Here is a 22248-nt window from a genome sequence, read left to right as displayed (position 1 = left end):
GGCGCATGTCACCCCCACTCGCCGGCTGACGCATCATCGTAGGCTGCCGTCCATTCCTCGACCGAACAGGACAAGCCGCGACCGCGCGCGATCCGGCTCGAGACATATGGCGTCGAAAATCGCGGGCGCACGAAATTTTGAAACTCGCGCGTGAAAACCGCGTCCGATGGCCCGGGAGAGACGGAGCGGAGCCGCGATCCTGCAACGCGCGGCCAAGCCTGACCGCATTCGGCACCGCCACGCGCTCCTGAGGGGAGCCCAATCGTCGCTGTGTGCCGGGCCCATCCATCGCTGGATCGCCCATCGCCGCAGGGACCGCGAAAGCCGGACGTCAACGGGCGACCCGGAATGCGAACCATATGCGTGCCCTTAATAGCGGCATGCGTGCCGATTTGGCAAGGATCGCGTCCGACCGAAATCCGGGCGGTGTCGCCGTTGCCCGGCAGCCACGCCGTGCCGCCACGACGAATCGGCAGGCAAGGAACGGTTAACGCTTCGTTCGTATTTCGTTAGAAGGGTCGGGTAGAGGAAGGTCGCTTTCCTCTGGATGGGCGAGGCGCAGAATCGGCGCGGGAGACGGTACGCGAGGATGGTAGTGCGCGCGGGCATGCTCGGTCTCTGGTTGGCGGCGCTCCTGCTGCTGCCGGCGGGGCTGTCGTCGTCCACGCCGGCCCGTGCCAACGAGCCGGTCGTGGCCAGCGATGCCCGTCTCGCCGGGGATGGCGAGCGTACGCGGCTGGTGGTCGATCTTTCCCGTTCCGTGCCGCTCGGCGCCTTCACCTTGGCCGATCCCTACCGCGTGGTCATCGACATTCCGGACGTCGTCTTCGCGCTGCCGGCCTCGGCCGGGCAGGAGGGGCGGGGACTGGTTTCCGCCTACCGTTTCGGGCTTTTCGCCCCCGGCAAGGCGCGCATCGTCATGGACGTCGCCGCTCCGGTGACGATCGACAAGGCCTTCGTGCTAGAGCCGATGGACGACCAGCCGGCGCGTCTCGTCGTCGATCTGGTGAAGACGGACCGCACGAGCTTCCTGAAGACGGTGGCCACCCCCGTCCGGCGCGCCGAGGAGCCGGAGATGCCGAAGGCGGAGGTTGCCGAGGCCGGCGACACGCGGCCCGTCATCGTGCTCGATCCCGGTCATGGCGGCATCGATTCCGGCGCGGTGAACTCGGGATTCGGCGTCACCGAGAAGCAGCTCGTGCTGTCGGTTGCGAGGCAGTTGCAGGAGCGGCTGGACAAGACCGGCCGCTACCGCGTGCTGATGACGCGCAGCAAGGACACCTATGTCTCGCTCGGCCAGCGCGTGCGCTTCGCCCGCGAGAACGCCGCGCGGCTCTTCATCTCGTTGCACGCCGATTCGCTCGGCTCACGCGACGGCGATGTGCGCGGCGCGACGATCTACACCCTCTCCGACCGCGCCTCCGACGCCGAGGCGCAGCGGCTCGCCGATTCGGAAAACAAGGCCGACATGATCGCCGGCCTCGACCTTTCCGAGGAGCCGGCGGACGTGGCGGGCATCCTGTTCGACCTTGCCCAGCGCGAGACCCGTAATTTTTCCGCGCAGTTCGCCCGGACCCTGGCGGGGAACGTGGCCAACGCGGCGCGGATGCACAAGGCGCCGCTCAAATCGGCGGGATTCAAGGTGCTGAAGGCGCCGGACGTGCCGTCCGTGCTGTTCGAGCTCGGCTATCTTTCGAGCGCGAAGGACCTTGAACTCATGACATCGGCCGATTGGCAGTCTAGTGTGACCGAAGCCATGGTCGGGGCGATCGACGCTTACTTCGCGACGCAGAAACCCCATGACGCTGTTCCGGCCGCTCTGCCCGCGAGTATCGGCGGGACGGGCGGCGAGCCATTGGCCTCCACCCGGCCGGAACCAGCCGCGATTAGGCCATAGTTGCCACGCACACGGTGCCGTTCAGGGCGACGACAGGATAACGACACGCGGCGTGCGCGCGGCGGCGTCTTCAGCTACGGGGTCTAGGCCGCATGCGGCTGCTTCTGCGGTTTTTGGGGTTCATGTTCGCCCTCGGCACGATCGTCTTCGTGGTGGGCGGAGCCGTCGCCGGCTATTTCGTGTGGAAATTCTCGCAGGATCTGCCGGACTACTCGCAGCTGCAGAACTACGAGCCGCCGGTGATGACGCGCATCCACGCGACGGATGGCTCGCTGCTGGCCGAGTACGCCAAGGAGCGCCGGCTCTATCTGCCGATCCAGAACATTCCCAAGCGGGTGATCGACGCCTTCCTCTCCGCCGAGGACAAGAACTTCTATTCGCATGGCGGCATCGACCTGTCCGGCATCGGCCGCGCGGGCTATGCCTTCCTGCAGAATTACGGCTCGGGCCGCCGCCCGCAGGGCGCCTCGACCATCACCCAGCAGGTGGCGAAGAACTTCCTCCTGACCAACGAGGTCTCGATCGATCGCAAGATCAAGGAAGCCCTGCTGGCGCTGCGCATGGAGCGCGCCTACTCGAAGGAGAAGATCCTTGAGCTCTATCTCAACGAGATCTATCTCGGCATCGGCGCCTATGGCGTCGCTGCGGCCTCGCTGCTGTATTTCGACAAGTCGGTCGGCGAACTGACCGTCGCCGAGGCGGCCTATCTCGCCGCCCTGCCGAAGGGTCCGAACAACTACCACCCCTTCCGCCGCCACGAGGCGGCCGTCGACCGCCGCAACTGGGTGATCGACCGCATGGCCGAGAACGGCGTGATCACGCAGAAGGAGGCCGACGAGGCCAAGGCGACCGACCTCGCCGTGACCGTCCGCCCCACCGGCGCGCAGATCTTCTCGGCCGAGTACTTCGCCGAGGAAGTGCGTCGCGAGATTTTCGAGCGCTATGGCGAGGACAAGCTCTATGGAGGCGGCCTGTCGGTCCGCACCTCGCTCAACCCGAAGCTCCAGCAGATCGCCAAGAAGGCGCTGCTCGACGGGCTGACGCGCTATGACGAGCAGCGCGGCTGGCGCGGTCCGGTCACCCGCATCGAGACCTCCGGCGACTGGGGCGCGCGGCTCGCGGATGTGCGCACCTTCACCGACATTCCCTGGCGCCTCGCCGTGGTGCTCGAATCGGACGCCAAGGGCGCGCGCATCGGGCTGCAGCCGCAGCGGGATCGTTCCGGCGTGCTCAGCAACCAGCGCGACGTCGGCGTCGTCACGCCGGACGGCGTGAAATGGGCGCTGCGCGGCAACAAGAACGGCGTGGCCGGCGTGCTGAAGCCCGGCGACGTGGTGTATGTCGAGCCCGTCGACGGCAAGCCCGACCAGTGGCGCCTGCGCCAGCAGCCCAACATCGAGGGCGCGCTCGTCGCGATGGACCCGTCCACCGGGCGCGTGCTCGCCATGGCGGGCGGCTTCTCCTTCGACGAGAGCCAGTTCAACCGCGCCACCCAGGCGCAGCGCCAGCCCGGCTCGTCCTTCAAGCCGTTCGTCTACGCCGCCGCGCTGGACAATGGCTACACGCCTTCCAGCGTGATCATGGACGCGCCGTTCGAGCTCGCCCAGCAGGGGCAGGCGACGTGGCGGCCGGAGAACTACTCCGGCAAGTTCTACGGCCCGCAGACCTTGCGCTTCGGCATCCAGCAGTCGCGCAACGTGATGACGGTTCGCCTTGCCAATGATCTCGGCATGCCGATGATCGCCGAATACGCCAAGCGCTTCGGCGTATCCGACAACCTGCTGCCGGTGTTGTCGATGTCGCTCGGCGCGGGCGAGACCACCGTACTGCGCATGGCGGGCGGCTACTCGATGTTCGCCAATGGCGGAAAGCGCATCAAGCCGACCTTGATCGACCGTATCCAGGACCGTTACGGCAAGACCATCTACAAGCACGACGAGCGCGAATGCCGCGGCTGCGACGCGGTCTCCTGGACCGGCCAGAACGAGCCCGTGCTGATCGACCGTCGCGAGCAGGTGCTCGACCCCATGACCGCCTACCAGATCACCTCGATGCTGGAAGGCGTGGTGCAGCGCGGCACCGGCACGGCGCTGAAGGAGCTCGGCAAGCCGATCGCCGGCAAGACGGGGACGACCAACGACGAGAAGGACGCCTGGTTCGTCGGCTACACCCCGGACATGGTGGTCGCCGTCTATCTCGGCTTCGATTCGCCCAAGCCCATGGGCAAGGGCTCGACCGGCGGTCTTATCGCCGCCCCCGTGGTGCGTGACTTCATGAAAGTCGCGCTGGCGGATCGGCCGGCGGTGCCCTTCCGCGTGCCGCCGGGAATCAAGCTCATCCGCATCAACCCGAAATCCGGCCTGCGCGCCGGGGCCGGTGAGGGCTCGATCCTCGAAGCCTTCAAGCCGGGCACGGCACCGCCGGACAATTATTCGATCATCGGCGCGACCGATTCTTCCGGCCAGCCGACCCAGATCAATCCGGAAGCCGACCGGGCGGTCGGTGCCAGCGGCACCGGCGGCCTCTACTGAGCCGGTGCCGGCGTCGCGCCGGCTTCAGCCGTCGAAAGGCGAGGCGCGGAACTCCGGCAGCGCCTCGGCGCGGGCAGCGTAGCGCGCCACCGTCGGGAAGGCGTCGGCCGGCACGATCTCCGGCACGAGGTTGCGGGTGAAGGTCAACGCCACCGCCGTCGTGATGTCGGCCTGCATCGGCCGCTCCCCGACCAGCCATCCGTCGCCGGGGCCGATCTCCCGCTCGATCTCGCCATAGGCGGCGAGAAGCTGGGCGCGTACCCGGTCGAGCCATGGCTGGTGGCGCTTCTCCTCCGGACGCAGCTGGTGTTCGTAGACGATCTGCACCGTCTTCTCGCAGGCGGCGAGCGCGAGCCCGACGAGACGCTGGTGGCGCGCATGCGTCGCGATGTCCGGCGGCACGAGCGAGCGTTTGGGATCGGCGAGACGCTCGACGTGATCGAGGATCAGGGTCGAATCCATCAGCACGATGCCCGTGTCGGTGACGAGGCTCGGTGCCTTCACCACCGGGTTGATGGTGGCGAAGTGGTCGTAGTGGCGGAACACCGACACGGGCTCGTGCGCATAGCGCAGGCCCAGAAAGTTCAGGGATATCGCCACGCGGCGGACATAGGGCGAATCCAGCATGCCGATAAGGCGCATCTCGGTCTCCATTGCAGACGCGGTACCGAGCATGGCAGCGACGCGCGCGGCGGCACATGCTAACTCATCGGCCGAATGAGGAATTCTCCGATGGATTCAAGGTCGTTTGCCCCTCTGCCGCGCCATCTGCGCGATGCCGGCCTCGACGACAAGGATGTCGAGATCGTGGAAGCGCTTCAGCTCGACGGGCGCATGCCGATGTCGGAGCTCGGGCGGCGCATCGGCCTGTCGCAGCCCGCCACGTCCGAGCGGGTAAAGCGGCTGGAGGAGCGCGGCGTCATCACCGGCTATGGCGCGCGGATCAACCTTCCGGCGCTTGGACTCGACATGACCGCCATCATCCGCCTGAAAACCGCGCACGAGCATATCCGCGCGTGTCTGCGGCAGTTCGAGGAACTGCCGCACATCGTCGAGGTGCACCGGGTGACCGGGGACGACTGCTTCATTCTCAAGGCGATCGTGCCGGCGCCCGAATATCTGGCGACGATCGTCGATGCGATCGGCCGGTTCGGGGCGGTCACCACATCGGTGGTGTTGCGCAGCGAGGAGCCCAAGCCCGTAGGGCGTGCGCTCATGATGGCGGCGCGCGGCAGGGCATGAGCGTCGCATCGCGGGCAGGGGCGTTTACAGCCCTCGCCAAGGCCTCTATTTTCCGCCGCCTTCCGCGTCCTTTCGAGAGTAACCATCATGCGCGCCGAGCTCGCCGCGAGCGTCGACGAAATCCGCGAAGCCGCTACCCTGCTGCGGCAGCACATCGATTTCGACCGTTCCAAGGCCCGCCTCGCCGAGCTGAACGCGCTCGCCGAGGACCCGAACCTGTGGAACGACCCCGAGCGCGCGCAGAAGCTCATGCAGGAGCGCGGCACGCTGGAGGATGGACTCGGCGCCATCGAGCGCATCAATCGCGAGCTGGCCGACAATGTCGAACTGATCGAGCTTGGCGAGGCGGAAGGTGACGAGGGCATCGTCGACGAGGCGGCCGCTGCGCTCGACCGCCTCAAGGCCGAGGTCGCCCGCCGCCAGCTCGAGGCGCTGCTTTCGGGCGAGGCCGACGCCAACGACAGCTATCTCGAAGTCCATGCCGGTGCCGGCGGCACCGACAGCCAGGACTGGGCGCTGATGCTGCTGCGCATGTACACGCGCTGGGCCGAGCGGCGCGGCTTCAAGGTCGAGCTGATCGAAGAGCAGGCGGGTGAAACCGCCGGGCTGAAGTCCGCCACCATCCTGGTGAAGGGGCACAACGCCTATGGCTGGCTGAAGACTGAGGGCGGCGTGCATCGGCTGGTGCGCATCTCGCCCTTCGATTCGAATGCGCGGCGCCAGACTTCCTTCGCCTCGATCGACGTCTATCCGGTGATCGACGACCGCATCGTCGTCGACATCAAGGAAGCCGACGTGCGCGTCGATACGATGCGGTCGGGCGGCGCCGGCGGCCAGCACGTGAATAAGACCGAATCGGCGGTGCGCCTCACCCATATCCCCACCGGCATCGCCGTGGTCAGCCAGGGCGACCGTTCGCAGCACAAGAACCGCGCCACCGCCTGGGACATGCTGCGCGCCAAGCTCTACGAGATGGAGCTGAAGAAGCGCGAGGCGCAGGCTGCCGCCGATCAGGCCGCCAAGACCGATATCGGCTGGGGCCACCAGATCCGCTCCTATGTCCTCCAGCCCTACCAGCTGGTGAAGGACCTGCGCACCGGCGTCACCTCCGGCACGCCGCAGGAGGTGCTGGATGGCGACCTCGACCCGTTCATGGAAGCCGCGCTCGCCCAGCGCGCCTATGGCGGCGGCCCGGCGAGCGTCGAGGATGTCGACTGACACCCCCTCCGCTCCGGCAGGCGGGTTTCAGAGCGCCTTGGCGGCCGCGAGCACTTCCTCGGCGTGGCCGGCGACCTTCACCTTCGGCCACAGGCGGGCGATTCGGCCCTCGCGGTCGACCAGCACGGTCGTACGCTCGACGCCCATATATTTGCGCCCGTACATGCTCTTCTCGACCCAGACACCGTAATCCTCCAGCGTCCGGTGCTCCTCGTCGCCGGCAAGCGCGAAGGTCAGCCCCTCCTTGGTGCGGAACTTCGCGAGTGCCTTGTCGGGGTCCGGGGAAATGCCGACGACACGCGTGTCTGCCGCGTCAAACTCGGCTTTCAGGCGGTTGAAGTCGTGGGCTTCGATCGTGCAGCCTTGGGTGCCGGCCTTCGGATAGAAGTAAAGCACCAGCTTGCGTCCCCGGCAGGACGCGAGCGTCACGCTCTCGCCGGTATCGGTCGTCAGGGTGAAGTCGGGTGCCGGTTCTCCGATGGCGATCTTGGCCATTTGCCTTCCTTTCGGCGTGATTGGAGGTGATCGGCTGAGGGCCTTGCTGTTCACGGGGAGTGAAAGCAAGGCGTCAGCCAGCGTGTGGAAAGATGTCGCCGCTCGTCCGCCGCGCGGGCATTATGGCGAAGCTTGCGGGGATTCGAGCCGTAAATGAAAGAGCCGACGACGCACGGGCCGGAGTCCGGCGGGAAACGCCGCACCGGGAAGCTGCGCATGCGCCGCGCCGCGAAGGCGGCTGCCGTGCGGTGCGCCGTCCCCAGTGGGCGTCCGCGCTGGCTGCGGGTCTGCTATTGGTCGGGCGGTTCGGTCTTCATTCTCCTCGCGGCCCTCGTGGCGACCGGCTACCTTCTCTTTTCCACCGGCATGATCACCGTCGACATGGCCCGCCCCTATGTCGAGCGGGCGCTGGAAGCGCGGATCGGTGAGGGGCGCACGGTGCAGATCGGCGCCATCGTCGGCGACCGGGCGCCCGGCGGCGGCATCCTGCTGCACGCCAACGACATCACCGTGCGCGACGTCGACGGCGATGTCATCGCCACGGCGCCGCAGGCCGAGGTGGCCCTGCAGGACAGCTGGCTGCCCTGGCTCATGCAGCCCAAGCGCATCGATCTGGTCGGCGTCCGGCTGAACGTGTTCATCGACTCGCAGGGGCAGCTCGCCGTCTCGACCGAAGGCGGCGCGACGCTGCGCACCACGCCCGACGGGCATCCGGTGAAGGGCCCGGCGGTGCAGATTCCCCCTGTCGCTTCCGCGCCGGTGGCGACCTCAGCTTCCGCGCCTCCTGCCGAGCCTCCCGCGGTCGCCTCTTCCGATGCCGCACAGCCGACGCCGTTCGGGCCGCTGCGCCTCGCGGGCCTCGCGGTGCTGGCGGAGCAGATCGACAAGGGCGGCCTTGACGGCGGCAAGCTGAGCGAGGTCGGGCTCAAGGACGGCGTGCTCGTCATCCGCAAGGAGGCGAGCAGCCGCCAATGGACCTTCGACAATATCGACCTGTCGCTGTCGCGTCCCGCCGAGGGCGGGGTGGCCTTCGACATGCGGGCCGGCGGCACGGACGGGCCCTGGTCGGCGCGGGCGACCATCGGCGCTCTCGTCGACAAGCAGCGCCATCTCGCGCTGGAGATTCGTGACCTCGCCCCGCGCGACCTGATGATCGCCGCCGGCAAGGCGAGCGGCGACATACTGGCGACCTCGCCGCTCTCGGTCGACCTCGAAGCGGTCATCGACGGGGCCGGCCTGCTGGTCTCGACGCAGGGGCGTCTGGCGGTGGGGGCCGGCGAACTCCAGCTCGGCTCGGACGATGCCGGCCGCATGCTGATCGACGAGGCGGCCATCGCGTTCTCCGTCGATCCCAATCGGCGCGTGGTGGACCTTACCTCGGTGGATGTGCAGGCCGGGCCGTTCAGTCTGGATCTGGCCGGGGTGGTGCAGATGCCGGCGGATACGGCCGGCAAGTGGACGCTGCACAGCTCCTCCGCCAAGGCGGTGTTCGGCGGGGGCGGCACCTTCGCCAAGAAGGAACCGCCCCTCATCCTCGACAACGTCGACCTCGGTCTTTCCTTCGATCCTTCCGCGCAGCGCATTTCCATCGATCAGGGCGTGCTCAAGGGCCCGCAGGGAGACGTGACGCTGAGTGGCGCACTCGACCTCGGCGCCGCCGCGCCGTCCCTCGCCATGACGGTCTCCACCTCGCCGATGACGGCAACCGCGCTGAAGCGGCTCTGGCCGGTGGTCGCCGCGCCGGCGCCGCGCAAATGGGTCTACGACAACCTCATCTCCGGCGACGTGACCGCGGCCCAGATCGTCTTCAATGCACCGCTCGACTCGATCGGCAAGAAGGACAAGCCGCTGGCCGAGGATGCGCTGAGCATCAACATCACCGGCGTCAACGGCCGCTTCCATCCGGTGCCGGGCCTGCCGCCGGTCGGCGGCGCGGATGTGAGCGTGCGCGTCACCGGCCGCACCGTCCATGTCCAGGTGAGCAAGGGCGACATGGAGACGCCCGGCAAGCGGCGGCTGAGCGTGACCGAAGGCGTCTTCGATATTTCCGACACCGCGCCCGAGAAGCCGGAAGCCAAGGTGAAGGTCGTGGTCAACGGCGCGGCCGCCGCTGCCATCGAGCTGTCCAACATGCCGCCGCTGCGCGGTCCCGGCATGGTGCCCATCGATCCGTCGACGGTGAACGGCACCATCGCGGGCACGGCCCAGATCAGCGTCAAGCTTTCCGACGACATCGCCCCGTCGGATGTCGACTATGCCTTCGATGCCGACCTGACCGATTTCGATGCCGCCAAGGTGGCGTTCGGCCAGAATCTCGACGATGCGAAGGTGCGGGCCTTCGTCACCCCGGCCGCCACCGTGCTGCGCGGGGAGGGCAAGTTCGGCGGGGCGCCCGCGAGCTTCGAGTACAGCCGCCCGGCCTCGGGCGACACCACCTTCGTGCTGGCGGCGACGCTCAATGACGCTGCCCGCGACAAGCTCGGCCTCGATCTCGCCGGCATATCCGGTTCGGTCGGCGTCAAGCTTTCCGGCATCATCGGCACCAAGACCAAGACGGCGGATGTCGATGTCGACCTTACCGGTGCTCGCCTCGCCGAGCTCGTGCCAGGCTGGTCGAAGCCGGCCGGCCGGCCCGCTCGCCTCACCGCGAAGGCGACGCTCACCGCGTCCGGCACCCGGCTCGACGATCTCGTCGTCACCGGCCAGGGGGTCAATATTCGCGGATCCGTCGAGCTGGACGCCGATGCCAGCCTCGTCAGCGCCAACCTGCCGACCTTCCAGCTTTCCGACGGCGACAAGGCCAATGTGAAGGTCGAGAACGTCGACAACGCGATGAAGATCACCGTGCGCGGCGACGTGATCGAGGCGCGCGCCTTCCTGAAGAGCCTGATGGAAGCGCCCATCGCCGGTCGCGAGAACGAGAAGCCGGCCGACCTCGATCTCGACGTCAAGCTCGAGGTGGTGGTGGGCAACAATGGCGAGACCATGCGCCAGGTCTCACTGAACCTGTCGCGCCGCAATGGCGACCTGCGGGCCTTCTCGCTTGCCGCCCGCGTCGGCCGCGACGGCGGCGTCGCCGGCAATCTGGCGGCGCAGGCCAACGGGCGGCCGCGCCTGCAGGTGGCGACGAGCGATGCCGGTGCGCTGCTGCGCTTCGTCAATCTCTACGCCCGCATCTATGGCGGAGACCTGTGGGTCGATATCGACGCCCCCAGCGGCGACGGCAAGCCGCAGGTCGGCGTGGTCAACATGCGCGACTTCGTGATCCGTGGCGAACCCGGTCTCGACCGCCTCATCGCGGCCGCGCCGGCCACCGCGCGCAACGGCCGTCCTCAGCCCGGCTCGGCCATCGCGTTTCGCAAGCTGCAGGTCGATTTCCAGCGCTCCGCCGAGCAGCTCAACATTCGCGAGGGGGCGATCTGGGGGCCGACCATCGGGTCGACCTTCGACGGCACGCTCGATTTCGCCTCCGACCGCATCGCGGTGCGCGGCACCTATGTGCCCGCTTACGGGCTGAACAACCTGTTCAGCCGGCTGCCGGTGCTCGGATTCTTCCTCGGCGGCGGGCCGAACGAAGGGCTCGTCGGCGTGACCTACGAGATCGTCGGGCCGCTGGCGGGACCGACGCTACGGGTCAATCCCATTTCCGCCGTGGCGCCGGGCTTCCTGCGCAAGATTTTCGAGTTCCGCCAGGCGCCGGATCCGACGCCGCCGGCCGTGGTCCCGACGCGGTAGGTCAAATCCGTTCCTAAGTCGTCAATCCCGGCTAATCCGGCATCCCAGCCAGAACACCGTCATGCCCGGGCTTGGCTCGGGCATCCACGACGTGGGACCGGGGGGCTGCGGGAAAAAGACGTGGATGGCCGGGCCAAGCCCGGCCATGACGGTGTGAATCCAATGACGGTCGCCCAGGAAGCCGACCGCGAATGCCTCACACCGGCCGCAGCAGGACGTGCTTCTTCTTGCCGAGCGAGAGCTTGATCACGCCCTCGGGGGTGAGGTCGCGGCTGGTTAGCACCGCCTTCTCGTCGGTGACGGTGGCGTCGTTGACCTTCAGCCCGCCGCCCTTGACCTGCCGGCGGGCCTCGCCGTTCGAGGCGACAAGCCCGGTCTTCTCGGCGAAGGCGGCGAGTACGCCGATGCCGGCCTCCAGCTCGCCCGCCGGCACTTCGACGGTCGGGAGATCCGCGGAGAGCCCGCCTTCCTCGAAGGTCTTGCGCGCCGTCTCCGCCGCGGCTTCGGCCGCCGCGCGGCCGTGCAGCATGGCGGTGACTTCGGTGGCGAGGATCTTCTTCACCTCGTTGATCTCGGCGCCGCCAAGCGACGAGAGCCGGGCGATCTCCGCCATCGGCAACGTGGTGTAGAGCTTGAGGAAGCGCGGCACGTCCGCGTCCTCGGTGTTGCGCCAGTACTGCCAGAACTCGTAGGGGCCGAGCATGTCGGCGTTCAGCCACACGGCACCGCCCAGCGTCTTGCCCATCTTGGCGCCGGAGGCGGTGGTGAGCAGCGGCGAGGTCAGGGCGTAGAGCTGCGGGCTACCCATGCGGTGGCCGAGGTCGATGCCGTTGACGATGTTGCCCCACTGGTCGGAGCCGCCCATTTGCAGCCGCACGCCGTAGCGCTTGTTCAGCTCCACGAAGTCGTAGGCCTGCAGGATCATGTAGTTGAATTCGAGGAAGGACAGCGACTGCTCGCGCTCGAGCCGCATCTTCACGCTGTCGAAGGACAGCATGCGGTTGACCGAGAAATGCCGGCCGACGTCGCGCAGGAACTCCAGATAGTTGAGCTCGCGCAGCCATTCGGCGTTGTTGATCATCATCGCGCCGCGAAGGCTGTCGCCGTGGTTGCCGTCGCCATAGTTCAGGTAGTTCGAGAACACCCGCTTGATCGAGGCGATGTTGGCCTCGATCGTGTCGACCGTCATGAGCTGGCGCGCCTCGTCCTTGAAGGACGGATCGCCGACCATGCCGGTGCCGCCGCCCATCAGCGAGACCGGCCGGTGGCCGGTCGCCTGCAGCCAGTGCAGCATCATGATCTGGATCAGGCCGCCGGCATGCAGGCTCGGCGCGGTCGGGTCGAAGCCGATGTAGGCCGTGACGGTTTCCTTCGCGAAAAGATCGTCGAGGCCCTGTTCATCGGAGATCTGATGAATGAAGCCGCGCTCGTCCAGCGTGCGGAGGAAATCGGATCGGAACTTGCTCATATCGGGCCTGCGGGCATCAACGCCATGTTAGGAACGGCGGGTCATGTATCAGCTTCGCGCGGCGAAAGCACCCCGAGCCGGCGCATGCGAGGAATGAAGATGCCCCATCCCCTCAAGGCGATCGGCCTGATGAGCGGCACCTCGCTCGACGGGGTGGACGTCGCTTTGATCGAAACCGACGGCGAGAGCGTCGCCGCTTTCGGCCCTTCCCGGACCTATGCCTATTCGTCGGACGACCGCGTGCTCCTCGTCGAGGCGCTGGAACTGGCACGAGGGCTGACGGATCGTGATGCCCGCCCCGGCGTGCTGGCCGATGCCGAGCGGCGGCTGACGGAGCGCCACGCCGAGGCGCTGGCGGCGTTCTTCCGCGAGTTTCCCGGGCATCGGGACGTGGCCGCCATCGGCTTCCACGGGCAGACCGTGTTGCACCGCCCGGAAATCCGCCTCACCGTGCAGATCGGCGATGGACCGGCCCTGGCGCGGGCCGTGCGGGTCCTGACCGGCGGGGCGGGCCCGTCGCTCGTCTACGACCTGCGCGCGGCGGACGTGGCCGCCGGAGGGCAGGGCGCGCCGCTGGTGCCGGTCTATCACCGGGCGCTGGCGCGGGGGCTGGTGCTACCCGGTCCGCTCCTGGTGCTCAATCTCGGCGGCGTTGCCAACATCACCTATATCGACGCGGATGCCGATCCCGTCGCCTGCGACACCGGGCCGGCCAATGCGCTGATCGACGATTTCATGAAGGCGCGCACCGGCGTGCCGGTCGACCGCGATGGCGCGGCGGCGGCGGCGGGGCGGGTGGATGAAGCCGCGCTCGCCCGGTTGCTCGATCATCCCTTCTTCGCGCGCAAGCCGCCGAAGTCGCTGGACCGCAACGATTTTCGTGAATGGGTCGCTCTCCATGGCGGTCTCGACCTCATGAGCACGGAGGACGGCGCGGCAACGCTTACCGCGTTGACGGCGGCCTGTGTCGGCGCCGTTTTCCCGCATCTGCCGAAGCGCCCGGCAACCCTGATCGCGGCCGGCGGTGGGGCGCACAACCCGACGCTGCTGCGCTTCCTGCACGAGCGTCTCGGCATCCCTGTCCTGCGGGCGGAGGAGGTCGGCTGGTCGAGCGATGCGCTGGAGGCGCAGGCTTTCGCCTTTCTGGCCGTCCGGTCCATGCGCGGACTCGCCCTGAGCTTCCCCACGACGACAGGCGTGCCGCAGCCGATGACCGGCGGCATCGTCGTGCCTGCGGCCGCATCGCAGGGAAGTTGAATCTGATTTTCAGAAAAAATGAATACTAGTACGGAATGTCGCAGTATTCCTGAAACGCATTAGTGCGATGCAGAATGCGATGATGCGCTGCACAATATTCTGCGTAGATTGAGGGCTCCCGGAAGTCCGGCTCGCCAGGCAGGCAGCTTCCTATCAACACGCCTGGACAGAACTTTGGAGCTTCGAGATGCGCAGCCTCATTCGCGATATTCTGCCGCTTGCCGTCGCCGGCGGTCTCATCGCCGTCGCCGTCATCGCCCCGGTGCGTGCGGCCGACAAGCCGGCCGGCCTGCGTCCGGCCACCGCCCAGAAGATTCAGCTCGGTTATGTGAACGGCGTCGCTTACTACACGACCGAGAACGACGGCTACCATGTCGTCGCCACGCTCAGTGTCGCCGATGGCGCGCCGGTGCGTGTCGCCGCCACCTTGCAGCCGGAGCAGGCGGTGAGCTTCTCCGTGCCCGGCGGCATGGAAGGCGTGACCCGCACGGTCGAGATCGCCCGTCGCGGCGATGTCGTGACCGTCACCGAGCCGGCGCGGCTCGTGCTCAACTGATCGGTCTTCTCTCCCCCCAAGAAAAAAGCCCGGCGCTCGCAGCGTCGGGCTTTTTCGTTTGTCGGGACCGGAGGGAAAGCTCAGGCCGGGCTCACGCCGCGCTGGTCTTCTTGGCGGTTTCCGGCAGGCGCTTGTCGAGATAGGCGCCCACGACCTCCATCAGTTCCTCGGTCTTGCCGTCGAAGAAGTGGTTGGCGCCCGGCACGGTCTGCTGGTCGATCACGATGCCCTTCTGCGTCTTGAGCTTCTCGACCAGGCCGGTAACGGCCGAGAAGGGCACGACCGCGTCCTTGTCGCCATGCACGAACAGGCCGGAGGACGGGCAGGGCGCGAGGAAGGAGAAGTCGTAGAGGTTCGCCGGGGCGGCGATGGAGATGAAGCCCTCCACCTCCGGGCGGCGCATCAGCAACTGCATGCCGATCCAGGCGCCGAAGGAGAAGCCGGCGATCCAGCAGGCGCGCGCGTCCGGGTTGATCGACTGCGCCCAGTCGAGCGCCGCGGCGGCGTCCGCCAGCTCTCCCTGGCCATGGTCGAACGCGCCTTGGCTGCGGCCGACGCCGCGGAAGTTGAAGCGCAGCGTCGAGAAGCCCCGGTTCACGAACTGGTAGTAGAGGTTGTAGACCACCGGATTGTTCATCGTGCCGCCGAATTGCGGGTGCGGGTGCAGGATGATCGCGATGGGCGCGTGGCGCGTCTTGGCCGGCTGGTAGCGGCCTTCCAGCCGCCCCTTCTCACCGGTAAAAATGACCTCAGGCATGAAGTTCGTGACCTTGAATGCGGCGGGGGAAGGCGAAGTCCGTCAGGAGGGGACGCTGAACCTGCGTCCGGCGTGGGTCCCCGGGGGTGGCAGCCTTACCGCCTGCGCCTTGACGACATAGGGTTGGAGCCCTAACTTATTAGAATAATTCTAATATTCTACGTTGGGTTGCGGTCGCATCGCGTTCAACCAGCGCGACCGGCACTCCTTCGCAGAAGACGGGACGCCAAGCTATGCCGGAGGCCGCTTGAATTTGCAAGCATCTCGCGGAAGAGGCGGGCAGACTTGGCGACGCTTTCCTATATAGGGAGCGGATCTGGCATTTCGAGCCGCAGGAAGATGAGCGAACGCACCTATCTCGATCATAACGCGACCTCGCCGGTCCGCCCGGAAGCGCGGGCCGCGCTGCTCGACGCGCTCGACGCGACGGGCAACGGTTCGTCCGTGCACGGCGAAGGGCGCGCGACACGCTCGACGATCGACACGGCCCGGCGGCGGGTGGCGGCTCTGGTCGGGGCCGACCCGCGCGGCGTGATCTTCACCGCCGGCGGGACCGAGGCCGACACGCTGGCGCTCACCCCGGACTACCAGCGCGGCGAGGAAGCGCTGACCTTCGACGTGCTGCTCGTCAGCGCTGTCGAGCACGCCGCCGTGCTGCGCGGCCACCGCTTTCCCGCCGATCGGGTCGAGGTGCTGTCGGTCGACGCTCGCGGGCGCGTGCTGCTCGACGCGCTCGACGCGGCACTGGAGCGTCATGCGGGCGAGGGGCGTCGCGCCCTGGTCTCGGTGATGCTGGCGAACAACGAGACCGGCGTCGTTCAGCCGGTCGCGGAGGTGGCCCGGCGCGCCCATGCCCATGGAGCGCTCGTCCATACCGATGCGGTGCAGGTCGCCGGGCGCATGCCGGTCTCGATCTCCGATCTCGGCGTCGACCTCATGTCGGTGTCCGCGCACAAGCTCGGCGGGGCTCCGGGGGCGGGGGCGCTGATCACCGCCGATCCCGATCTGCGGCCCGCGCCGGTCTTCGCCGGCGGAGGGCAGGAGCGCGGCCGGCGCGCGGGCAGCGAGAACGTGCCCGCCATCGCCGCCTTCGGGGCGGCGGCAGAGCGTGCCGCGGCCTGTGCGGAAGCGGATGCGATGCGCATCCATGCCTTGCGCGAACGGCTTGAAAGCGCTCTAAGGTGCGAGTTTCCCGAGCTCGTCCTGCTCGTCGGCGATGTCGACCGCCTGCCGAACACGTCGTGCCTTGCGCTCCCGGGCGTGCCGGCCGAAACCGTGGTCATCGCGCTCGATCTCGCCGGTGTGGCGGCGAGTGCCGGCGCGGCCTGCTCGTCGGGCAAGGTTGCCGCCTCGCATGTGCTGGAGGCGATGGGCGTGCCCGAGCGCATCGCGCGTTCGGCGATCCGCCTGTCCTTCGGCTGGTCGAGCGGGGAAGAGGATGTCGACCGGACCATCGGCGTGTTCCGCCGGGTGGTGCCGGGACTTTTACGCCGCCGCGCCGCGGCGTGAGGAAAGGGCCGCGCTCGCGCGGCACACGAAGACGCAGGCGGGCATCGGGCGCACGGTGTCCGCATGTGAATGTTGACCTGACCCGTGGGCCTTGACCCCGCGTGGGAGAGGAGATGAGACGATGCCGGCCGTACAGGAGACAGTGGACCAGGTCCGCTCCATCGATGTCGATCAGTACAAGTACGGGTTCTTCACCGAGATCGAATCCGAGAAGGCGCCGAAAGGCCTGAGCGAGGACACGGTCCGCTTCATTTCGGCCAAGAAGGAAGAGCCGGAATGGATGCTGGAGTGGCGGCTCGAGGCGTTCCGTCGCTGGCAGACCATGCGCGAGCCGGACTGGGCGCGGGTGAGCTATCCGCCGATCGCCTACCAGGAACTCTATTACTATTCCGCGCCGAAGCGGAAGGAAGGGCCGAAGTCGATCGACGACATCGACCCGGAGATCCTCGCGACTTATGAGAAGCTCGGCATCCCGCTGCGCGAGCGCGACGCGCTGCTCGGCATCGAGAGCGGTGGCGCCAAGGTGGCGGTCGACGCGGTGTTCGACAGCGTCTCGGTGGCGACTACCTTCAAGGAGGAGCTCGCCAAGGCCGGCGTGATCTTCATGCCGATCTCCGAGGCCATCCGCGAGTACCCTGAGCTGGTGAGGAAGTATCTCGGCTCGGTCGTTCCGGTGACGGACAATTTCTTCGCCACGCTGAACTCGGCGGTGTTCTCCGACGGCTCCTTCGTCTACGTGCCCAAGGGCGTGCGCTGCCCGATGGAGCTGTCGACCTATTTCCGCATCAACGAGCGCAACACCGGCCAGTTCGAGCGCACGCTCATCATCGCCGACGAAGGCGCCTATGTGAGCTATCTCGAAGGCTGCACGGCGCCGATGCGCGACGAGAACCAGCTCCACGCCGCCGTGGTCGAGCTGGTGGCGCTGGCCGACGCCGAGATCAAGTATTCGACGGTGCAGAACTGGTACCCCGGCGACAAGGACGGCAAGGGCGGCATCTTCAACTTCGTCACCAAGCGCGGCGATTGTCGCGGCGACCGCTCCAAGATCTCCTGGACGCAGGTGGAGACCGGCTCGGCCATCACCTGGAAGTACCCGAGCTGCATCCTGCGCGGTGACAATTCGCAGGGCGAGTTCTACTCGATCGCCATCTCGAACGGCCGCCAGCAGGTCGACAGCGGCACCAAGATGATCCACCTCGGCAAGAACACGTCGAGCCGCATCATCTCCAAGGGCATCGCCGCCGGTCACTCCGACAACACCTATCGCGGTCTCGTCTCGGCGCATCGCAAGGCGACCGGTGCGCGCAACTTCACCAATTGCGACAGCCTGCTCATCGGCGACAAGTGTGGTGCGCATACCGTGCCCTATATCGAGTCGAAGAACTCCTCCGCGCAGTTCGAGCATGAGGCGACGACCTCGAAGATCTCCGACGACCAGCTCTTCTACTGCCGCCAGCGCGGCCTCGATCCCGAGGAGGCGACGGCGCTGATCGTCAACGGCTTCGTCAAAGACGTGCTGCAACAGCTGCCGATGGAGTTCGCGGTCGAGGCGCAGAAGCTGATCGCGGTGAGCCTGGAAGGCTCGGTGGGCTGACGCTCCAAGTCGTGGATGCCCGGGGCAGGCCCGGGCATGACGCCGGATTTTTCAGAACCCTCGCATTCGTCATGGCCGCATTTGATCCGGCCATCCACGGATCGGGTTCAAGACAACGGAACAGATGAAATGGCCATGCTCGAAATCGACAATCTCCACGCCAAGATCGACGGCGAACACGGCAAGGAGATCCTCAAGGGGCTGTCGCTGAAGGTGAACCCCGGCGAGGTGCACGCCATCATGGGGCCGAACGGCTCCGGCAAGTCGACGCTTTCCTACATCCTCGCCGGCAAGGAAGACTACGAGGTCACCGACGGTTCGGTCACGCTCGACGGCGAGGACCTCCTGGAGATGGAGATCGACGAGCGCGCCGCGAAGGGCGTGTTCCTCGCCTTCCAGTACCCGGTCGAGGTGCCCGGCGTCGCCACCATGACCTTCCTGCGCTCGGCGCTGAACGCGCAGCGCAAGAAGCGCGGCGAGGAGGAGATCTCCACGCCGGACTTCCTGCGTCTGGTGAAGGACAAGGCCGGCCATCTCGGCATCAGCCAGGACATGCTGAAGCGCGGCGTCAATGTCGGCTTCTCCGGCGGCGAGAAGAAGCGCGCCGAAATTCTCCAGATGGCCATTCTGGAGCCCAAGCTCTGCATCCTCGACGAGACCGATTCCGGCCTGGACATCGATGCGCTCAAGATCGTCTCGGAAGGTGTCAACGCCCTGCGTTCGCCCGACCGCGCGATGATCGTCATCACTCACTATCAGCGCCTGCTGAACCACATCGTGCCGGACTTCGTGCATGTCATGCACAAGGGCCGCATCGTCCGTTCGGGCGGCAAGGAGCTGGCGCTGGAGCTGGAAGCCAATGGCTATGCCGAGTACCAGCAGGACGCGGCGTGAGGAGGGGGCGATGAACGCTGAGATACGTCCCATCCGCACCCCGGCCGAGCAGGCGCTGATCGCCGAACTCGGCGGTCTGCCGGCCGGCACCGACCGCCTCGCCGATCTGCGCCGCGCCGCTGCTCGCAGCTTCGAGGAAAACGGCCTGCCGCACCGGCGGGTCGAGGAATGGAAGTACACCGACCTGCGCACGCTGATGCGCGAGGCGACCCCGGTCGCCGGCACCGCCGCCGTCGCCGAGGCGGACGCCCGCGCCAGGCTGCTGCGCGAGGTCGAGGCCCGCCGTATCGTCGTCGCCAATGGCGCCGTGGTGCCCGAGCTTTCCGACCTCGCCGGCCTCGAAGAGGGGCTGACGGTCACCACGCTCGCCGCCGCCATCGCGTCCGGCGACGAGGTGCTGAGCCGCGTCGGCGGCATCCTGCCGGGCCGCTACGACGCCGCGCTGGCGCTCAACACCGCGCTGGCCAGGGACGGCGTCGTCCTCACCGTGGCGCCGGGCGTGACCATCGAGCGTCCGATCCATGTCGCCCACGTCTTCGCCGGCGATGCCGCCGCAGCGAGCTATGCCCGCTCGCTGGTCGTGGTCGGCGCCGGCGCGAAGCTCACCTATGTCGAGAGCTTCGAGGGGCCGGAGGCGGTCGCCTATCAGGCCAATGCCGCGACCGAGTTCGTGGTCGGCGACGAGGCGCATCTCGACGTGGTGCGGCTGCAGGAGGACGGTGCCAGCGCCTTCCATCTCGCTACCCTGCTGTTCGATGTCGGCCGTGAGGCGCAGGTCCATGCCTTCACCTTTGGCCTCGGTGCCGGCGTCGCCCGCACCTCGCTTTACGCCACGCTGTCGGGTGAAAGCAGCCAGGTCGGCTTCAACGGCGCCTCGCTGCTGAAGGGCCGCCAACACGCGGATTCGACGCTGTTCGTCGATCATCAGGTGCCGGGCTGCGAGAGCCGGGAGCTGTTCAAGACCGTGCTCGACGACAGCGCGCGCGGCGTGTTCCAGGGCAAGATCGTCGTCCGGCAGGCGGCGCAGAAGACCGACGGGCGGATGATGAGCCGCGCGCTGGTCCTCGGCGAGGACGCCGAGATGGACAACAAGCCGGAGCTGGAGATCTTCGCCGACGACGTGCAGTGCGGCCACGGCGCCACCTGCGGCGACATCGACGAGGAGCTGCTGTTCTATCTTCGCGCCCGCGGCATTCCGCTCAAGGAGGCACAGAGCCTCCTCGTGCAGGCTTTCGTCGGCGAGGCGGTGGAGACCGTCGAGCACGAGGGGCTGCGCGAGGCGCTGGTCGAGCGGGCGGAAGCCTGGCTCAAGGCGCGCGGGTGATCGCGGCGGGGCCGCATTAGGATCGTCATGGCCGGGCCTGGCCCGGCCATCCACGTCTTCCTTCCACGCGTGAGGCGTGGATGCCCGGGCCGAGCCCGGGCATGACGGCGCACCGAAGGCGCCGTCCGTGACGGGTGAAGCCATGACCACCATCCATCCCGCCGTTGCCAACGGCACCTACGACGTCGCCGGCGTGCGGCAGGATTTCCCGATCCTGTCCAAGCAGGTCTACGGCAAGAAGCTGGTCTATCTCGACAACGCCGCCTCGGCGCAGAAGCCGGTGCAGGTGCTGGACCGCATGCGCTTCGCCTATGAGAACGAATATTCCAACGTCCATCGCGGCCTGCATTTCCTCGCCAACGCGATGACGGAGGCCTATGAGCAGGCCCGCGAGCGCTGCCGCGCCTTCCTCAACGCGCCGACGCTGGAGGAGGTGATCTTCACCCGCTCGGTCACCGGCGCCATCAACCTCGTCGCCTCCTCGCTGGGACAGTCGATCAAGGAGGGTGACGAGATCATCCTCTCGATCATGGAGCACCACTCCAACATCGTGCCGTGGAACTATCTGCGCGAGCGCAAGGGCGCTGTGATCAAGTGGGTACCGGTGACGGAGGACGGCTCCTTCGACCTCGAAGCCTTCAAGGGGGTGCTCACCGAGCGCACGAAGATCGTCGCCGTCACCCACATGTCCAACGTGCTCGGCACGGTGACGCCGGTGAAGGAGATCGCCCGTCTCGCCCATGAGGCCGGCGCGGTGGTCGTGGTCGACGGGGCGCAGGCGGCCGTGCACATGCCGGTCGACGTGCAGGACCTCGGCGTCGATTTCTACGGCATCACCGGCCACAAGCTCTACGGGCCGACCGGCATCGGCGTGCTCTATGGCCGGCGCGCCCTGCTGGAGACGCTGCCGCCCTATGAAGGCGGCGGCGAGATGATCCGCACCGTCACCGAGGACGGCGTGACCTATGGCGAGCCGCCGCACCGCTTCGAGGCCGGCACGCCGCCCATCGTGCAGGCGATCGGCCTCGGCGAGGCGCTCGTCTACATGGAAAGTCTCGGCCGCGAGCGCATCGCCGCCCACGAGGCCTCGCTCGGCGCCTATGCCCGGCAGCGCCTGTCGCAGATCAATTCGGTGCAGATCTATGGCGATGCGCCGGGCAAGGGGGCGATCTTCGCCTTTGACGTGAAGGGCGCCCATCCTCACGACATCGCGACCATCATCGACCGCGCCGGCGTCGCCGTTCGCGCCGGCACCCATTGCGCGATGCCGCTTCTGGCGCGATATGGTGTGACGGCGACGTGCCGGGCGTCGTTCGCGCTCTACAACACGCATGAGGAAGTCGACGCTCTCGCCGACGCCCTCATCAAGGCTCAGGACCTCTTCGCATGAGCGAAACCCAGACCTCTGAAGGCCCGAACGCTCCCGCGATCGATTCCGCGATCCCGGCGGAAGAGCTGGAGCGCCTGACCGACGACATCGTCGCGGCGCTCAAGACCGTCTACGATCCGGAAATCCCGGTCGACATCTACGAGCTCGGGCTGATCTATAAGGTCGACATCGCCGACGACAGGCAGGTCGCCGTGGAGATGACGCTGACCACGCCGAACTGCCCCTCGGCGGCCGAGCTGCCGGGCATGGTGGAAGGCGCGGTGGCGAGTGTGGGCGGCGTCTCCGGCGTCACCGTCAACCTCACCTTCGACCCGCCCTGGGATCAGGGCCGGATGTCGGAGGAAGCCCGTCTCGCGCTGAACCTCTGGTGAGCCGGGC

The 22248-nt window shown here is 67.5% G+C and carries 17 protein-coding genes; 13 read left to right on the top strand and 4 right to left on the bottom strand.

Annotated features, from left to right (window positions below; translation table 11 throughout):
- Positions 1-589 precede the first annotated feature (589 nt).
- Positions 590-1897 carry an N-acetylmuramoyl-L-alanine amidase gene (locus tag FO470_RS10625; protein ID WP_144342940.1) on the top strand — a complete coding sequence of 436 codons (1308 nt, stop codon included), beginning with the start codon at positions 590-592 and terminating at the stop codon, positions 1895-1897.
- A 92-nt stretch (positions 1898-1989) separates the two neighbouring features.
- Positions 1990-4428 carry a penicillin-binding protein 1A gene (locus FO470_RS10620; RefSeq protein WP_144342939.1) on the top strand — a complete coding sequence of 813 codons (2439 nt, stop codon included), beginning with the start codon at positions 1990-1992 and terminating at the stop codon, positions 4426-4428.
- Between the two features lie 24 nt (positions 4429-4452).
- Here FO470_RS10620 and FO470_RS10615 read toward each other — a convergent pair whose 3' ends face one another.
- Positions 4453-5070 carry a glutathione S-transferase gene (locus tag FO470_RS10615; protein WP_144342938.1) on the bottom strand — a complete coding sequence of 206 codons (618 nt, stop codon included), beginning with the start codon at positions 5068-5070 and terminating at the stop codon, positions 4453-4455.
- A 90-nt stretch (positions 5071-5160) separates the two neighbouring features.
- On the opposite strand from FO470_RS10615, the gene FO470_RS10610 reads away from it, so the two are divergent.
- Both FO470_RS10610 and prfB read left to right on the top strand, forming a co-directional pair.
- Complete coding sequence (locus FO470_RS10610; RefSeq protein WP_144342937.1) at positions 5161-5670, top strand: Lrp/AsnC family transcriptional regulator; 510 nt, start codon at positions 5161-5163, stop codon at positions 5668-5670.
- An 87-nt stretch (positions 5671-5757) separates the two neighbouring features.
- Positions 5758-6888 (top strand): peptide chain release factor 2, encoded by a 1131-nt coding sequence (prfB, locus tag FO470_RS10605; RefSeq protein WP_144342936.1) that lies wholly within the window; start codon positions 5758-5760, stop codon positions 6886-6888.
- 27 nt (positions 6889-6915) lie between these two features.
- Here the strand turns inward: prfB and bcp are convergent, their stop codons facing one another.
- Positions 6916-7383, bottom strand: a complete 468-nt coding sequence (gene bcp, locus FO470_RS10600) for a thioredoxin-dependent thiol peroxidase (protein WP_144342935.1) — start codon at positions 7381-7383, stop codon at positions 6916-6918.
- 216 nt (positions 7384-7599) lie between these two features.
- On the opposite strand from bcp, the gene FO470_RS10595 reads away from it, so the two are divergent.
- Positions 7600-11118: a YhdP family protein gene (locus FO470_RS10595; RefSeq protein ID WP_246659552.1), complete on the top strand. Its 3519-nt coding sequence runs from the start codon at positions 7600-7602 to the stop codon at positions 11116-11118.
- A 196-nt stretch (positions 11119-11314) separates the two neighbouring features.
- Here FO470_RS10595 and tyrS read toward each other — a convergent pair whose 3' ends face one another.
- Entirely contained in the window at positions 11315-12586 is a 1272-nt protein-coding gene (tyrS, locus tag FO470_RS10590) for a tyrosine--tRNA ligase (RefSeq protein ID WP_144342933.1), read from the bottom strand.
- 99 nt (positions 12587-12685) lie between these two features.
- Here tyrS and FO470_RS10585 point away from each other — a divergent pair, with 99 nt between their 5' ends.
- Positions 12686-13843: an anhydro-N-acetylmuramic acid kinase gene (locus FO470_RS10585; protein WP_144342932.1), complete on the top strand. Its 1158-nt coding sequence runs from the start codon at positions 12686-12688 to the stop codon at positions 13841-13843.
- 187 nt (positions 13844-14030) lie between these two features.
- Complete coding sequence (locus tag FO470_RS10580) at positions 14031-14399, top strand: hypothetical protein (RefSeq protein WP_144342931.1); 369 nt, start codon at positions 14031-14033, stop codon at positions 14397-14399.
- Between the two features lie 91 nt (positions 14400-14490).
- On the opposite strand, the gene FO470_RS10575 is transcribed toward FO470_RS10580, so the two are convergent.
- On the bottom strand, positions 14491-15156 hold the full coding sequence (locus FO470_RS10575) for an alpha/beta hydrolase (RefSeq protein ID WP_144342930.1): 666 nt from the start codon (positions 15154-15156) through the stop codon (positions 14491-14493).
- 339 nt (positions 15157-15495) lie between these two features.
- Between FO470_RS10575 and FO470_RS10570 the strand changes: the two genes are divergently transcribed.
- The 6 genes from FO470_RS10570 to FO470_RS10545 all read left to right on the top strand — a co-directional run bounded on the left by FO470_RS10570 (position 15496) and on the right by FO470_RS10545 (position 22241).
- Positions 15496-16665 carry a cysteine desulfurase family protein gene (locus FO470_RS10570; RefSeq protein ID WP_144342929.1) on the top strand — a complete coding sequence of 390 codons (1170 nt, stop codon included), beginning with the start codon at positions 15496-15498 and terminating at the stop codon, positions 16663-16665.
- A 121-nt stretch (positions 16666-16786) separates the two neighbouring features.
- The gene (gene sufB / locus FO470_RS10565) at positions 16787-18262 is read left to right on the top strand and encodes a Fe-S cluster assembly protein SufB (protein ID WP_144342928.1); all 1476 of its coding nucleotides are present in this window, start codon (positions 16787-16789) and stop codon (positions 18260-18262) included.
- A 135-nt stretch (positions 18263-18397) separates the two neighbouring features.
- Entirely contained in the window at positions 18398-19156 is a 759-nt protein-coding gene (gene sufC / locus FO470_RS10560) for a Fe-S cluster assembly ATPase SufC (RefSeq protein WP_186291939.1), read from the top strand.
- Positions 19157-19166: 10 nt separating this feature from the next.
- On the top strand, positions 19167-20480 hold the full coding sequence (gene sufD, locus FO470_RS10555) for a Fe-S cluster assembly protein SufD (protein WP_144342926.1): 1314 nt from the start codon (positions 19167-19169) through the stop codon (positions 20478-20480).
- Between the two features lie 142 nt (positions 20481-20622).
- The gene (locus FO470_RS10550) at positions 20623-21870 is read left to right on the top strand and encodes a cysteine desulfurase (protein ID WP_144343259.1); all 1248 of its coding nucleotides are present in this window, start codon (positions 20623-20625) and stop codon (positions 21868-21870) included.
- Entirely contained in the window at positions 21867-22241 is a 375-nt protein-coding gene (locus tag FO470_RS10545) for an SUF system Fe-S cluster assembly protein (RefSeq protein ID WP_144342925.1), read from the top strand. The genes FO470_RS10550 and FO470_RS10545 overlap by 4 nt, the downstream gene beginning before the upstream one ends.
- Positions 22242-22248: the final 7 nt, after the last annotated feature.

The organism is Ancylobacter moscoviensis, assembly GCF_007559435.1.
GTDB lineage: Bacteria > Pseudomonadota > Alphaproteobacteria > Rhizobiales > Xanthobacteraceae > Ancylobacter > Ancylobacter moscoviensis.
This window is presented reverse-complemented; position numbering and strand designations above follow the sequence as displayed.